The organism is Novosphingobium taihuense (assembly GCF_007830315.1).
Lineage (GTDB): Bacteria > Pseudomonadota > Alphaproteobacteria > Sphingomonadales > Sphingomonadaceae > Novosphingobium > Novosphingobium taihuense.
Window position 1 is genome coordinate 151,006 of sequence record NZ_VLKJ01000001.1, and the last position, 14,400, is coordinate 165,405.

The 14,400-nt window shown below is 62.6% G+C and carries 12 protein-coding genes and 1 tRNA gene; 9 read left to right on the forward strand and 4 right to left on the reverse strand.

Features of this window, described 5'->3' with window-relative positions:
* The first annotated feature begins 136 nt into the window (after window positions 1-136).
* The 3 genes from leuA to IQ25_RS00760 all read left to right on the forward strand — a co-directional run bounded on the left by leuA (window position 137) and on the right by IQ25_RS00760 (window position 4,042).
* On the forward strand, window positions 137-1,807 hold the full coding sequence (leuA, locus tag IQ25_RS00750) for a 2-isopropylmalate synthase (protein ID WP_144901288.1): 1,671 nt from the start codon (window positions 137-139) through the stop codon (window positions 1,805-1,807).
* Between the two features lie 125 nt (window positions 1,808-1,932).
* Window positions 1,933-3,006 (forward strand): amidohydrolase family protein, encoded by a 1,074-nt coding sequence (locus IQ25_RS00755; RefSeq protein WP_144901290.1) that lies wholly within the window; start codon window positions 1,933-1,935, stop codon window positions 3,004-3,006.
* 55 nt (window positions 3,007-3,061) lie between these two features.
* Complete coding sequence (locus IQ25_RS00760; protein ID WP_144901292.1) at window positions 3,062-4,042, forward strand: NAD(P)H-dependent flavin oxidoreductase; 981 nt, start codon at window positions 3,062-3,064, stop codon at window positions 4,040-4,042.
* Here IQ25_RS00760 and IQ25_RS00765 read toward each other — a convergent pair.
* From IQ25_RS00765 to IQ25_RS00780, 4 genes are all read right to left on the reverse strand, one after another.
* A complete protein-coding gene (locus tag IQ25_RS00765; RefSeq protein WP_258536917.1) occupies window positions 4,035-4,520 on the reverse strand; it encodes an AHH domain-containing protein in 486 nt (161 codons plus the stop codon). The two genes, IQ25_RS00760 and IQ25_RS00765, sit on opposite strands and share 8 nt — an antisense overlap.
* Window positions 4,521-4,573: 53 nt before the next feature.
* Window positions 4,574-5,314 carry a hypothetical protein gene (locus tag IQ25_RS00770; protein WP_144901294.1) on the reverse strand — a complete coding sequence of 247 codons (741 nt, stop codon included), beginning with the start codon at window positions 5,312-5,314 and terminating at the stop codon, window positions 4,574-4,576.
* A 103-nt stretch (window positions 5,315-5,417) separates the two neighbouring features.
* A complete protein-coding gene (locus IQ25_RS00775; protein ID WP_144901296.1) occupies window positions 5,418-5,915 on the reverse strand; it encodes a flavodoxin family protein in 498 nt (165 codons plus the stop codon).
* Between the two features lie 4 nt (window positions 5,916-5,919).
* On the reverse strand, window positions 5,920-7,155 hold the full coding sequence (locus tag IQ25_RS00780; protein WP_246415410.1) for a hypothetical protein: 1,236 nt from the start codon (window positions 7,153-7,155) through the stop codon (window positions 5,920-5,922).
* A 127-nt stretch (window positions 7,156-7,282) separates the two neighbouring features.
* Here IQ25_RS00780 and recJ point away from each other — a divergent pair, with 127 nt between their 5' ends.
* The 6 genes from recJ (at window position 7,283) to pstA (ending at window position 14,399) form a co-directional block, all read left to right on the forward strand.
* On the forward strand, window positions 7,283-9,073 hold the full coding sequence (gene recJ, locus IQ25_RS00785) for a single-stranded-DNA-specific exonuclease RecJ (protein WP_144901298.1): 1,791 nt from the start codon (window positions 7,283-7,285) through the stop codon (window positions 9,071-9,073).
* A gap of 80 nt (window positions 9,074-9,153) precedes the next feature.
* Window positions 9,154-9,228: transfer RNA gene (locus IQ25_RS00790), tRNA-Glu, on the forward strand.
* 172 nt (window positions 9,229-9,400) lie between these two features.
* Window positions 9,401-10,585 carry a sensor histidine kinase gene (locus IQ25_RS00795; RefSeq protein ID WP_144901300.1) on the forward strand — a complete coding sequence of 395 codons (1,185 nt, stop codon included), beginning with the start codon at window positions 9,401-9,403 and terminating at the stop codon, window positions 10,583-10,585.
* Between the two features lie 88 nt (window positions 10,586-10,673).
* Window positions 10,674-11,714 carry a substrate-binding domain-containing protein gene (locus IQ25_RS00800; protein WP_144903022.1) on the forward strand — a complete coding sequence of 347 codons (1,041 nt, stop codon included), beginning with the start codon at window positions 10,674-10,676 and terminating at the stop codon, window positions 11,712-11,714.
* A gap of 22 nt (window positions 11,715-11,736) precedes the next feature.
* On the forward strand, window positions 11,737-13,119 hold the full coding sequence (pstC, locus tag IQ25_RS00805; RefSeq protein ID WP_144901302.1) for a phosphate ABC transporter permease subunit PstC: 1,383 nt from the start codon (window positions 11,737-11,739) through the stop codon (window positions 13,117-13,119).
* An 8-nt stretch (window positions 13,120-13,127) separates the two neighbouring features.
* Window positions 13,128-14,399: a phosphate ABC transporter permease PstA gene (pstA, locus tag IQ25_RS00810; RefSeq protein WP_407070575.1), complete on the forward strand. Its 1,272-nt coding sequence runs from the start codon at window positions 13,128-13,130 to the stop codon at window positions 14,397-14,399.
* Window position 14,400: the final 1 nt, after the last annotated feature.

Below are 14,400 nucleotides of genomic sequence, written 5' to 3' on the forward strand. Positions count from 1 at the left end.
ACCGCTCGACTGGACCTTACCCTGCGACTTATCCGCCCTTGGGCGTGAGCTGACGCGTCGGTCCATCCCGGCGCGCACGGCGCCCAGGGGATGAAAAGCAGAACCGGCAGAATCCAGACAATTCGAGTGCACTCCTATGACCATGCTCAAGAATCCCTCGGCCAAGTATCGCCCTTTCCCGCAGATCGACCTGCCGGATCGCCAGTGGCCCAGCCGCACGATAACCAAAGCCCCGCGTTGGCTCTCCACCGACATGCGCGATGGCAACCAGTCGCTGATCGATCCGATGGATGCGGAAAAGAAGAGCCGGTTCTTCGACCTGCTGCTCAAGGTGGGCCTCAAGGAAATCGAGGTCGGCTTCCCCTCTGCGGGCGCAACCGAGTACGATTTCATCCGCGGCCTCGTCGATGCCGGGCGTATTCCAGATGACGTATTCGTGCAGGTTCTGACCCAGTCGCGCGAAGACTTGATCAAGACCAGCTTCGAAAGTCTGGCCGGGGCCAAGCAGGCCATCGTCCACGTCTACAATGCGGTTTCGCCGCTGTGGCGGCAGGTCGTATTCGGCATGGACAAGGCCGACGTGCGCAAGATCGCGCAGGACGGCGCCAAATTCCTGCGGGATCAGGCCGCCCGCTTTCCGCAGACCGACTGGCACTTCGAATACAGCCCCGAGACCTTCTCGACCGCTGAAGTCGATTTCAGCATCGAATGTTGCGAGGCGGTGATGGAGATTCTCCAGCCGACGGTCGAAAAACCGATCATCCTCAACCTGCCGGCAACTGTCGAGGCGGCGACGCCCAACATCTACGCCGACCAGATCGAGTACTTCTGCCGCAACCTGCCGAACCGTGATCGCGCGGTGATTTCGCTGCATACGCACAATGACCGCGGTACCGGCGTTGCTGCGGCAGAGCTCGGCCTGATGGCTGGTGCTGACCGCGTCGAAGGCTGCCTGTTCGGCAATGGCGAGCGTACCGGCAACTGCTGCCTGGTGACCGTTGGCCTCAACCTCTACACCCAGGGCGTCGACCCCGAGCTGGACTTCTCCGACATCGACGAGGTCATCCAGACCGTCGAATATTGCAACCAGCTGCCGGTCCACCCGCGCCATCCCTATGGCGGCGAACTGGTGTTCACCGCGTTTTCGGGAAGCCATCAGGACGCGATCAAGAAGGGTTTTGCAGCGCAGGAAACGCGCAACGACGAACTCTGGGCGATCCCCTACCTGCCGATTGATCCCGCCGATCTGGGCCGCAGCTACGAAGCGGTGATCCGCGTCAACTCACAGTCCGGCAAGGGCGGCTTCGCCTGGGTGCTCGAGCAGGACCAGGGCCTGAAGCTGCCCAAGAAGATGCAGGCGCACTTCTCGCGCCACGTGCAAGAACTGGCCGACGAGCTTGGCCGGGAACTGCAGGCCGCCGACATCTGGGGCGTGTTCCGCAAGGCCTATCGCCTTGATGCGCCGCAGCACCTGCAACTGGTCGACTATGAAGAGGCCCGCGGCCCCGATGGCACGCGCATCTTTGCTGGCAAGATCGAAGTCGACGGCAAGGTCCAGTCGGTCTCTGGACGCGGTAACGGGCTGATCTCGTCCGTCGTCGCCACGCTCAAGGATGGCTTCGGTGTCGAAATCGACATTACCGACTATTCGGAGCACGCGATGGGCGCCGGCAGCAATGCCCGGGCTGCAGCATATGTCGAATGCAAGACCGCAGATGGCCGTACCATCTGGGGCGTGGGTATCGACGAAGATGTTGCCACAGCCAGCGTGCGCGCCGTTCTGAGCGCCGCAAACGCCGTCGGCTGATCGCATTGCAGGTGGCCCTTCGGGGCCACCTGTTCAATTGGCCAGTTAAATCCTCCTTGTCGCTGTCTGGCGATCCGCCATAGTCCAACTGATGCCCGCAAGTGGCACGCAACGGGACAGGACTTATGGCGCAAGAAGCGATTCTCGAACCCGATCTGCCGATCATCGATCCGCACCACCACTTGTGGGACTTGCGCCCGCTGATCGCGGCTTTTCCGCAACCGCGCCATCCGTTCGTCGAGACGCTTTCCCACTCCGCCTATTACACCTTCGACCAACTTCTGGCCGACGCACGGGGTGGCCACAATGTGATCGCGACGGTCTACATGGAATGCGGTGCCTTCTATCGCGCAGGGGCAGACGCTGCGATGAAGCCGGTTGGCGAAGTCGAATTCGTGAACGGCATAGCGGCGCAGGGTGCCAGCGGCCTTTATGGCGATTTCCGCCCCTGCGCCGCGATCATCGGCCATGCGGATCTTACTCTTGGTGAGGGTGTCCGACCGGTGCTGGAGGCGCTGTCCCTAGCGGGCAACGGACGTTTTCGAGGAATCCGCCAGCAGGGCGCTTGGGATGCAAATCCCGATGTGCTTGGCCCCCCATTCCATGCCCCGCCGGAACTCTATCGCTCGCACGCCTTCCGGCAGGGCTTCAGGCACCTTGGTGAATTGGGGCTGACGTTCGACGCATGGCTGCTCGAGCCACAACTGTCCGACGCGGTCGATCTCGCCCGCGCATTTCCGGACCAACCAATCTGCCTCGACCACTGCGGCACACCGCTCGGAACCGCAAGCTATCATGGCAAGCTGCACGAGCGTTTCGATGTGTGGCGGGAGAACATTTTCACTCTGGCGCGGTGCCCCAACGTCACGATCAAGCTGGGTGGCCTTGCCATGTCGTTCTGCGGATTACCTGAGCAGGGACCGATGGCAGGTCTCCCATCGGAAACGCTGGCCGCAATGTGGCGGCCCTATATCGAAACCTGCATCGACGCTTTCGGGCCTGAGCGGGCGATGTTCGAAAGCAACTACCCTGTCGACAAGTGGGGCGCGAGCTACAACGTGCTGTGGAATGCGTTCAAACGGTTGGCCCACGGCGCATCCGAGACCGAAAAGCGAGCGCTCTTTGCAGGCACCGCCGCGCGCTTCTACGGTATCGAGGACATGCTGGCCTCATCCCCTTTGACAAGCGCCGCGGCTTGACTTAGCGCACATTTAATTGGTCGATTAACCGTCATTCGAGAAGGATTGGAACCGGATGCCACTTCCCGCCCTGTTCGCCAACCTGCGCCTGCCCGTAATCGCCTCACCGCTGTTCATCATCTCCTGTCCGGAACTGGTCATCGCGCAGTGCAAGGCTGGGATCGTCGGTTCGTTTCCATCGCTCAACGCCCGTCCGATCAGCCAGCTCGACGAATGGCTGCACCAGATCACCGAGGAACTGGCAGCCCATAATCGCGACAACCCGGATCGTCCGGCAGCCCCCTTCGCGGTCAACCAGATCGTCCACAAGACCAACAACCGCCTCGATGAAGACATGGCTATGTGCGCAAAGTGGCAGGTGCCGATGCTGATCACCTCGCTCGGCGCGCGCGAGGACGTCTACAACGCAGCACACAGCTGGGGCGGTATTGTGCTGCATGACGTGATCGACGATCGCTTCGCGCGAAAGGCCATCGAAAAGGGCGCCGACGGCCTCATCCCAGTCGCGGCAGGAGCCGGTGGCCACGCCGGTGCGCAATCGCCTTTCGCGCTGATGCAGGAAATCCGCGAATGGTTCGACGGCTTGGTCGCACTTTCAGGCGCAATCGCCCACGGCCGTTCAATCCTGGCGGCGCAAGCGCTCGGCGCAGACTTCGCCTATATCGGATCTGCCTGGATCGCAACCGAGGAAGCCCGGGCCGAACAGGCATACAAGCAGGCTATCGTCGACAGCCGTGCAGGTGACATCGTCTATTCCAACCTGTTCACGGGCGTCCACGGCAACTACCTGCGCTCCTCGATTGTCAGTTCCGGCCTTGATCCCGACAATCTGCCCGAAAGCGATCCCAGCAAGATGAACTTCGGCTCGGGCGGGAACACCGAGGTAAAGGCGTGGAAGGACATCTGGGGGTCAGGCCAGGGCATTGGCGCGGTCAAGGCTGTCGAACCTGTTGCGGCGCGTGTTGACCGCCTAGAAGCACAGTACCGCGAGGCCGCTGCAACTCTTTCGGGCTGTTCGGCGCCGTTTCTCAAATAGCGTTCGCGATGAGGCCGACAGAAGCCGTGTCAGACCAGAACAAGTCGACCATCTCGTCGAGATGACCGAAATCAAGCGCAGGGTCGCGAGCGTTTAACGGCGTTCGCGACCAGTTTCTTGGATCGAGCAGCCTTCGACGCAGGGCTCGCTGCAACAGGTCGAAGCGCATCAGCGCCACATAGTCAGCCCCCCGCCCTTTCTCCCGATCCCGTGACCAATCAGCCTCTATCTGCCCGATCCGCTCGATGACCATCTCGTTGTAGGCACGGTGAGGTCCGCGATGGAGCGGCAGCCCTGCACGCAGCGCAGCGCTCTCCGACGCGGGAAGCAGTTGGCCATTGCGACGGAAGTCGTGAATGCCAAGACGGTCCGCTCCAAGCGAACCGATCATCCGCTGCAGCGGCGCGAAGTTCAGCACCTGCCTTGGTATCAGGTGATGGCGCTGCTGGTCCGGCAGGTATCCCGATTGGCCGGGCACATTGACACTGCCGAAAGGCAGGCACCCTCTATCAGATCGGAAATGGTCCAGTTTCAGTCGCACCGGGCAAGGATACGTTCGCCCCCTTGAGCCTCAAGCGAGACTGCGCCCGTTCCGGCAAGAACTGCTCTAGCCGATTCCATCACTGGGCCGTTTGCAATCAACCAATCGACAAGGCGCAGTGCAACAAAAGGTAGCTGCTTCAGATCCCCGGATGCGCCCGGACGAAGCAAAAACTCCTGCCCTATCAGGAAATTGAGCCCCTCGGTCCTTAGTGAACCGTCCGTTTCGCGGTGCATCGCGACAAAGGCTGGCGCGGGGAAAGCGCCACCTTCGAGCCATGGGCGGACAGCGCGCTCGAACAGCTCGGTTTTAATAATCAGGCGGGCCGGAAGCCAGGCGATTCCCTTTGCCGGACCGACTTTGGCAAGCTCCATCAGCAGCGTAGACACGACGCGAATCACCGGAAGCAGGTGCTCCGCTCCGGCCAGATGAGGTCCCGGAGCAACTGTGAGCCAACGAGATTGAGCAGGTCCGGGCAATGCAAGTCCGACCGCGCTCGCGATGTCCGGTGCGGAAATGGCTTGCCCCTCGCGCAAGCCGCGAAGGTCGAAGGTCAATCCGTTGCTGAGAACCTCTGCCCAGCCTTCCGTCGCTTCCGGGGCATGCGAGACGAAGTATTGCAGGCCCTGCTCCGGGCCCAGCAGGATATCTTTCAAGGCAGGCAGGCCTTCAGCCTCATGCAGCAACGCGGCGACTGGCGCACAATCTGCAGACCGGTCACTAGCGTCCACTCGCCCACCTCTCAGCAATCACTCAGCGTTGCACACCGTTCGAAAAGCGTCGAGTCACCCCGACGTGCCGAACGTCCCGATCCGGACCATAACGGAGGATTGCTTAGAAAACCCCTAGCGCGAGGCCAACGGCGATTGCCTGTCCCAAAGCGCGACAATTCTCCAGAGTGTTTTGGCCAAGGTTCTTGCGTGCAAGTATGGCTTCCGACGTCTGCGCCTCAGTGCAGGCAATCATGGGCTCCGCGACCCGGCGCAGCCGCCACCCGGTCACGATGCGGTCGATCTGCCGCTCCGCGCCGGTGCCATCAGATCCTGCAGCAATCATCGTTGCATAAGGTCGGCCCTCGATCTGACCGAGCAGGGGATAATAGGTCCTGTCGAAGAACGCCTTCATTTCCCCGGTCATGCTGCCAAGGTTTTCGGGGCAGCAGAACAGGTATCCGGCAGCTTCCAACAGGTCCTGCACAGACGCCTGCTCCGCACCGATAAGTCTGCAGACTTCAGTACTTCTCTCGGCTCTTGCCCCTTCTGCCGCAGCGAGAGCCATCGCTTCTGCTGCCCCGGTGCGGCTGTGCCAGACAATCAGAAGCCCGCTCGCCATATCTTCAGCAACCGTCCCCGCCTGCTCCCGGAATGCCAAGGGCGCCGCCAACGGCTCCGCCAAGCAGGCCACCAAGCCCCTTCTTCTTGGGCTTGCACTGCGGCTTGGGTGCCTGGGTCTCCGCACTGGCAGCCCCGCCGAAGCCTTCGATCCCGACCAGGAACCCGGTCGTGGAGCGGTGACGGATGCGAGCGGTCCATTCGGGCGCCCACTTCACCTTGGAGTCTGCAGGTCGCGGGGGATAGGCGAATGACTCTTCCGGGCCGTAGGCGTGGAGCGTGCCGAACATGTAGTCGGGCGCGGCGGCCTTGACCTCGGCCGGGACAGTGCAAGTCGTCGTCTGGGGCGACATAACGGTCTTTTCGGTGACCAGCTTCGCCACCGTGGCCGGAGCGAGCCAATCAGAGAGCCCGCCACCGAACTGGCGCGATGCGCTGGACGACCACCAGACGATATCGAGCATATCCTGCCCCTTCGGCGCCTGCTTTCCGCCAATGATCATGGCGTAATAACCGGTCGCATCGGGCACCGCCCCCCATCGCAGCAGAGTAGCGCCACTGGGCTGCGAACTATTCGAGGCATTGAGCGGCCCCATGAAGTCTTTGGCCAGACTGAAAGCTATGTCCGGCGAGTAATTGCCCGCCACGCGGTGAGCACCGATGAGAGACGAATCGGGCTTGGCCGACTTGCCATCATCGCTCGGCCAAGTCCCGTAAGTACGGCTTGAGGATGGAGAAACCCAACGATCCACCGGAACCGCGCTGGTGAACAGTCCGGGCGGCACTTGCCCCGCTGCCAGTTTGCTGAAGTCGATGACTACCGGCTGACCCTTGGGCGCATGTTCTCCGCAGCCCCAGAATATGAGCATGCGCCCCTTGGGCCTCTGGAACTCCGTCATGCCGGGTTCTGCGGGCAGCTTTGCAGGTGTTTTCAGAAGTACGGACTTTCCGAGCCTCGCTCCAGCGGGCATGAAGTGCTCGGCCTTGGGTTTGCCGTCAGCGGCTAGGCGAGAAGAGCCAAGGTCAAGCCACAGCGTATGCTGCGCCTTTGGCGTACCACCCATCGCCATGGCCATTGTGGCGCCCATACCGCCCTGCCCGCCGGCACCGAACCCTGACATCGTCTCGGCGCGCATTTCATAACGGGCAACTGGAGCGCTGGCCTGCTGGGCGACAACGCCCGCTCCCGCTCCGGCCAGAATCAAACCGCCGACAAGGTAATGTCCCACGTTCGCGCGCATTTCAGCATCCTCCTCAAGGATTACGGAACCGATGCGACCCTATGCGCGGGGGACAATTCTTGCGCGGTGAGCAACAGCACACCCGCCTGCCCTTTCCGCAGCCTGCGCCATGGTATAGCGCAAAGCGATGATTCCGGTCACGGCTATTACGCAATCCCTTTCAGGACAGGCCTGGCGCTGGCGCGGCGGGAACATGGACCTCGGTTTTTCCGGCTCGGCCCAGGGTGGCAGCGGCGTGGACGATGCGATCGTGACCCAACTCCTGCTCTCGCGCGGAGTTGGCCCGGAGGACCTCGAACGCCACCGTCGACCGACCTTGCGCGACTTCCTGCCCGATCCCTCGCTGTTCCGCGACATGGACAAGGCAGCATGCCGCCTTGCGGATGCCGTGCTCTCCGGCGAACAGATCACGATCTACGGCGACTACGATGTCGACGGCGCAACCAGCGCGGCGCTGCTGATCCTGCTGCTGCGCGATCTTGGTGTCAGCGCCGGGCATTACATTCCCGACCGCCTGCTTGAAGGCTATGGCCCCTCGGGCGAAGCGTTGGTCAAGCTGGCGCAGGAAGGGTCGAACCTGATCGTCACAGTCGACTGCGGGGCGATGGCCCATGAGGCGCTGGCCGCCGCAGCCGATGTCGGGGTCGACGTGATCGTGGTCGATCACCACAAGTGCTCGCCCGAGCTTCCCCGCGCCGCTGCGCTAATCAACCCGAACCGCCTCGACGAATGCGATGAAGCGGCGGCACACGGGCATCTGGCCGCGGTCGGCGTCGCCTTTCTGCTGGCCGTGGCTACGGTGCGCGAATTGCGGGGGCGTGGCTACTTTGACGCGCGGAAGGCACCAGACCTGATGCGCCTGCTCGATCTGGTGGCGCTAGGCACAGTGGCAGACGTGGCGCAGTTGAAGGGCCTGAACCGCGCGCTTGTATCGCAAGGCCTCAAGATCATGGCCCGGCGCGAGAATATCGGACTCTCCGCCCTGATCGATGCCAGCCGCCTCAGCCGCGCGCCGACGTGCAGCGATCTCGGCTTTGCACTCGGGCCACGGATCAACGCAGGCGGCCGCGTTGGTGAGGCAACGCTCGGCGTCCGCCTTCTGACGACGCAGGATCCTGACGAAGCCCGCGACATTTCAGCCCAGCTTTCCCGCCTCAACGAAGAGCGCCGGGCAATTGAGCAGGTGGTACAGGAAGAAGCCGAGGCCCAGATTGCCGCGCAACACAATCGCTCGGTGATGGTGCTTGCAGGGCACGGCTGGCATCCCGGCGTGATCGGCATCGTCGCTGGGCGCATCAAGGAGAAAACGGGCAAGCCCTCGCTGGTCATCGCGCTTGGTGCCGACGAAGCGGGACAGGGCAAGGGTTCTGGCCGATCTATTGCCGGTGTAGATCTGGGTGCCGCGATAATCGCCGCGCGCGAGGCGGGCTTGTTGATTGCAGGCGGCGGCCACGCCATGGCTTGTGGACTGACCATCGACCCTGCCCACCTCAACCGGCTGGCGGATTGGCTGGATGAGCGCCTTGCCCGCGAAGTCGTGGGCGCGCGCTCGTCGCTGTCGCTGCAGTTGGATTTGTCGCTGGCACCCGGCGGCCTTACGCCTGCGCTGGTCGAGACGCTGGAATCGGCAGGCCCCTTCGGCGTCGGCTGGCCAGGGCCGCGCGTGGCAGTGGGGCCCGTGCGTCTGGTGAAGTGCGACCTTGTCGGCACCGACCACGTGCGGATGATCGCAGCAGGGTCCGATGGCCGTTCGTTCAAGGCCATCGCGTTCCGGGCGGCGCAGAGCGAGATGGGGCAGGTCCTGCTACACGGCGCGCGCGGCCGCCAGTTCTGGCTCGCAGGTCGCGCCAAGATCGACGATTGGGGCAGCCGACCCGCCGCCGAACTCCACGTCGAGGACGCCGCTTTCGCCGACTGAGATTTTTCTGCAATTCGCAGCTTGACGCCCCGCGATCATCCCCTTAGAGGCGCGGACCTGCCCAGCGGCGCAAGCCCAGTGGCCCCTTCGTCTAGCGGTTAGGACGCGGCCCTTTCACGGCTGAAACACGGGTTCGATTCCCGTAGGGGTCACCAAGGGCAGTTCCAGCATCATCGTGAGGCTTTTCAGCGACATGCCGGACTCCGAATGTGACAACGCGCGCCGTTCGCTTGCGTTACCAGCCTGCTCTCGCCTATCCGCGTTGCAACGAAGCCGACACATCGTTCGGCGATTCGCAGGCACGAGCAATCCACACGGCGTGATTCGATGAAGGGTTTGTCGCTGCCACTTCCCAGCATCGTCGTTGCCGCATGCGCAGCGATCGTGATGTATCTCGGAGGCTCCGGCTTCTGGATGGCACTGGCCATCCTCCTCGTCTGGCTGGCTACCTTGTGGCTGGCGCGTCCCGAACCCATGGTCGAAACGCTCAACCGCGTCGATGGCAGCGTATCACGCCAAGCCATGATCGAACTGGTAGAACCCTTCGGCTTACCCGTGCTCATGCTCGACGGCCAGCGGATCGCCGCCGCCAACGCCGCCGCGCGTGAGGAGCTGGGCACGCATATCATCGGACAGGATGCCCGCGTCGCGCTGCGACACCCCGAAGCGATCCGCCTGTTGCAGAAGCCCGAAGGGCGCGCATTGGTCCGCGGACTTACCGGTGCCCGATCAATCTGGCAGGTCAGCCGCGTCCCCATCGATGAACGCTTCTCGCTGATCGAAATGGTCAATCGCACTGCCGAGGCCGACATCAGCCGCGCGCACACAGATTTCGTCGCCAACGCCAGCCATGAGTTGCGCACACCTCTTGCCTCGATCATTGGCTATATCGAAACTCTGGCTGATCCGGACGCGAAAGTGGACGAAGTCACTGCCGCGAAGTTCCATGCCACGGTCCTGCGCGAATCTCGCCGCCTGCAGAGCCTGGTCGAGGATCTCATGTCGCTGTCACGCATCGAAGCGGAAAAGCACGAACTGCCGCGCGACAGGATCGACCTTGGCCAGATGGTTGGCAGCATTGCCAGCGAGACGGAAATTACTGCGGGCGAAGGAAGGCTGGAAGCGAATGCCGGGGAAGCCATCGTGCTGGGCGATCGTCAGCAACTCGACCAGCTGGTGCGAAACCTGATCGACAATGCCTTCAAGTATGGTGATCCGACGCAACCGGTCCGTGTCGGCCTGATCGCCCGCAATGGCGAGGCGGAATTGGTGGTAACCGACAAGGGAGAAGGTATCCATCCTGATCACCTTCCCTACCTCACCCGCCGCTTCTATCGCACCGACCCTGGCCGCAGCCGTGCCGCTGGCGGCACCGGGCTCGGCCTTGCGATCGTGAAGCACATCGTCGAACGTCACCGGGGAAAGCTGGATATCGCCAGCACGCTGGGTGTAGGAACCACGGTTACCGTGCGCATTCCGCTCGCGCCGCAGACAAATGTTGCTGAAGACTGACACACACGGCAGATCGCTGTCATAAACCTGTCACGTAATCGTCGCATTGGCGTCCCTGCCAACGGGATGAAGGCTTGAACCCATGTCGATGATTCGTACGATTTCGCTGTCCGCCGCCGCTCTCGGTGCTCTCGCTCTTGCCGGTTGCGGCAGCCAGGAAGCGGGCACCCGCGACCAGGTCCGCGCGGTAGGTTCGTCCACCGTCTATCCTTTCGCCAAGGCGGTCGCGGAATCGCTCGCCAAGGCTGATCCCTCGCTCAAGTCGCCGATCATCGAATCGACCGGCACCGGTGCGGGCATGAAGCTGTTCTGCGCAGGCGTCGGTGCACAGTTCCCCGATATCGAAAACGCCTCGCGTCGGATGAAGAAGTCGGAGTTCGAAGATTGCGCCAAGAACGGCGTGAAGGACATCGTCGAGATCCAGGTCGGTCTCGATGGCGTAGCCTTTGCCGAAGCACAGGGCGGCCCCGGCATCGCGCTGACGCCGGAAGACGTCTACAAGGCACTGGCCAAGAACCCCTATGGCAAGCCCAACACCGCCAAGACCTGGAAGGACGTCAATCCGTCGCTCCCGGCCGAACCGATCCTCGTCTACGGCCCGCCGTCGACCTCAGGCACCCGTGACGCGCTCAAGGAACTGATTCTGACCAAGGGTTGCGACGAGAACGCCGAGATGAAGGCGCTCAAGGACAGCGACAAGGACAAACACGACAAGGTCTGCGGCGAAGTGCGCGATGATGGCGCATATGTTGATGCTGGCGAAAACGACAACCTGATCGTCCAGAAGATCGAGGCGAACCCGAAGGCCATCGGCATCTTCGGTTATTCCTACCTCGAAGAGAACAAGGGCCGCATCAAGGGCCTGACGATGAAGGGCGTGGAGCCAACCTACGCCACCATTTCGGACTTTACCTATCCCGGCGCGCGCCCGCTCTACATCTATGTGAAGAAGGCGCACCTTAAGGCAATTCCTGGCTTGCAGGCATTTGTCACTGAATGGTCAAAGCTTTGGGGCAAGGATGGCGCGCTCGCGAAGCTCGGCATGGTGGTCGCACCTGACGATGTGCTTGCAGGCAGCGCGAAGGCTGTTAACGACCTCCCGGTCCTTGACGGTTCGCAGCTGAAGTAAAACTGGGGGTAATACCGAAGTCATGTCGCCAGCCATCCTGCTTCTGCTCGCCTTCGGGCTGAGCCTTTTCGGTTGGCTGGCGGCACGCTCCCGTGCCTGGGCCTTCCGCAAGTCGGCATCGGGGGTCCGGCTGCACTCATTGCCCAATTTCCACGGCTGGTATGTCGCGTTGTGGATCGGCGTGCCTGCGCTGCTCTTTGCAGTTCTGTGGAATACCATCAGCTCGACGCTGATCACCGCCCACGTCATGGCAGATCCGGCTGCATCGCTCCTGCCCGGCTTCGGGTTTGAGCGCGAGACCATGCTGGCCGAAGCCCGTGCCGTCGCCGAAGGCAAGGCGTTCGGGGTGTTCAACGAGGAAGCGCAAGGGCTGATCGCGCCCTACCGCACCGCAATCACGCTCTATGATTCCATCGGGCTGATCGTGACGATCCTCGTCGGCTTTGCAGGCGGCGCTTTCGCGTTCCTGCGCTTGAAGCCTGATTTCACCGCCCGCACCCGCGTGGAACGCGCGGTCATGGCGCTGCTGCTGATCGCTTCGCTCGTCGCGATCCTCACCACCATCGGTATCATTGCCAGCTTGGTGTTCGAGACTGTGCGCTTCTTCGGCATGGTCTCGCCAATCGATTTCCTTTTCGGCACCCACTGGTCACCCGACCCGATGAGCTCAGGTGCGCCGAACGGCAAGGACTACGGCGCTATTCCGCTGTTCTGGGGCACGATCTACATCGGCGCGATCATCGCCATGATCGTGGCTATTCCGCTCGGCCTGATGAGCGCGATCTTTCTCACGCAATACGCCAGCAGCGGCGTGCGCAAGGTGATGAAGCCGCTGCTCGAAATCCTCGCGGGCGTACCCACCGTGGTCTATGGCTATTTCGCCGCACTGACCGTCGCCCCGATGGTGCGCGATGCGGCGCAGGCCATCGGAATCTCCAGCGCATCGACCGAGAGCGCAGTGGCAGCGGGGCTCGTCATGGGCATCATGATCATCCCGTTCGTCTCGTCGATGGCTGACGATTCGATTGCCGCCGTGCCGCAAGCGATGCGCGACGGAAGCTTAGCCATGGGCGCGACCACCGCCGAGACGATCACCAAGGTCCTCGTCCCTGCCGCCCTGCCCGGCATCGTCGCGGGCGTAATGCTGGCCATCAGCCGCGCCATCGGCGAGACGATGATTGTCGTCATGGCCGCTGGTGCTTCGGCCAACCTTACCGCCAATCCGTTCGAGAGCATGACTACGGTCACCTTCCAGATTGTCGCCATGCTGACCGGCGAAGGCAGCTTCGATCATCCCGCCACGCTCTCCGCGTTCGCGCTGGGCATGGTCCTGTTCCTTGTCACCCTGACGCTGAACTTCATCGCCCTGCGCGTGGTGAAGCGTTACCGCGAAGCTTACGAGTGAGCCCTGCGATGACCGAGACGGTTCCCACCACGCAGCTTACCGAAGTGCAGGCGCAACGCCGCACACGGATGGCGGGCGTTCTTGCCCGCCGCCGCGCTGCCGACCGCCGCTTCCGCTGGCTTGGCTTCATCGCCGTAGCGTTCTCCGCGCTGATGCTGGCCTTCCTGCTCGTCAACATGAGCTCGGCGGGTGTCGCCGGGTTCCAGCGCAGCGAAGTGCGCTTCGACATTCCGCTGGCCGGATCGATGCAGATCGATTCGCGTCGGCTGACCCAGTCCGATCCCATGGGCGGACTGGAACTGGCTGGGCTGGAAAAGGTCGTCGAAGGCGCCGCAAAAAAAGCGTTCGGTCCTGACGCGGACGATCTTGTCGCCCAAGGGGCATGGCGCGAAGTGGCGTCTGCCCTCATCGATGATCCCTCGCTGCTCAACGGCACCTACCACGCCTCGCTTCCCGCCAGCGACGACCTTGCCAGCGCCCAGCGCGGCGAAGGCGATGCGGCAATGCAGCAGGTCGCGAAGAAACTGGTGAGGGAAGGCAAGCTTGTCCGCACCTTCGACAAGGGCTTTCTCAGCCGCTCGGACGCAACCAGCCCGCAATCGGTAGGCATCTGGGGCGCGCTCAAGGGTTCGATGCTGACGATGTTCATCACGCTTGTCCTGGCCTTCCCGGTCGGCGTGCTGTCGGCACTATATCTTGAGGAATACGCGCCCAAGAACCGCTGGACCGAATGGATCGAAATCTCGATCAACAATCTTGCCGCAGTTCCTTCGATCATCTTCGGCCTGCTCGGTCTGGCGGTGTTCCTCGGCCTCTTTCCAAACTATCGCTCGGCTCCGCTTATCGGCGGCATGACGCTTGCGCTGATGACGATGCCGGTCATCGTGATTTCGGGCCGCAACGCGATCAAGGCCGTGCCACCTTCGATCCGCGACGCTGCCTTGGCGATTGGCGCCAGCAAGGTGCAGGTGGTGTTCAACCACGTTCTGCCGCTGGCGCTCCCCGGCATCCTCACCGGCACGATCATTGGCATGGCCCGCGCGCTGGGCGAGACTGCACCGCTGCTGATGATCGGCATGCGCGCGTTTGTCGCAAGTCCGCCTTCTGGCTTTACCGCACCGTCGAGCGTGCTGCCGGTGCAGATATTCCTGTGGTCCGACGAGATCGACCGCGGCTTTGTCGAGCGCACCAGCGCTGCGATTGTCGTCCTGCTCGTCTTCCTTCTCCTGATGAACGGCCTTGCGATCTACCTGCGCAACCGCTTCGAAAAACGGTGGTAAA

What these genes read in the sequence shown, in the direction of transcription:
- IQ25_RS00780 (WP_246415410.1), bottom strand. Translation starts at nt 7,155, where the DNA reads ATGCGCGCGAACGTGGGACATTACCTTGTCGGCGGTTTGATTCTGGCC.
- pstC (WP_144901302.1), top strand. Translation starts at nt 11,737, where the DNA reads ATGTCGCCAGCCATCCTGCTTCTGCTCGCCTTCGGGCTGAGCCTTTTC.
- leuA (WP_144901288.1), top strand. Translation starts at nt 137, where the DNA reads ATGACCATGCTCAAGAATCCCTCGGCCAAGTATCGCCCTTTCCCGCAG.
- IQ25_RS00800 (WP_144903022.1), top strand. Translation starts at nt 10,674, where the DNA reads ATGATTCGTACGATTTCGCTGTCCGCCGCCGCTCTCGGTGCTCTCGCT.
- IQ25_RS00775 (WP_144901296.1), bottom strand. Translation starts at nt 5,915, where the DNA reads ATGGCGAGCGGGCTTCTGATTGTCTGGCACAGCCGCACCGGGGCAGCA.
- IQ25_RS00755 (WP_144901290.1), top strand. Translation starts at nt 1,933, where the DNA reads ATGGCGCAAGAAGCGATTCTCGAACCCGATCTGCCGATCATCGATCCG.
- pstA (WP_407070575.1), top strand. Translation starts at nt 13,128, where the DNA reads ATGACCGAGACGGTTCCCACCACGCAGCTTACCGAAGTGCAGGCGCAA.
- recJ (WP_144901298.1), top strand. Translation starts at nt 7,283, where the DNA reads ATGATTCCGGTCACGGCTATTACGCAATCCCTTTCAGGACAGGCCTGG.
- IQ25_RS00760 (WP_144901292.1), top strand. Translation starts at nt 3,062, where the DNA reads ATGCCACTTCCCGCCCTGTTCGCCAACCTGCGCCTGCCCGTAATCGCC.
- IQ25_RS00795 (WP_144901300.1), top strand. Translation starts at nt 9,401, where the DNA reads ATGAAGGGTTTGTCGCTGCCACTTCCCAGCATCGTCGTTGCCGCATGC.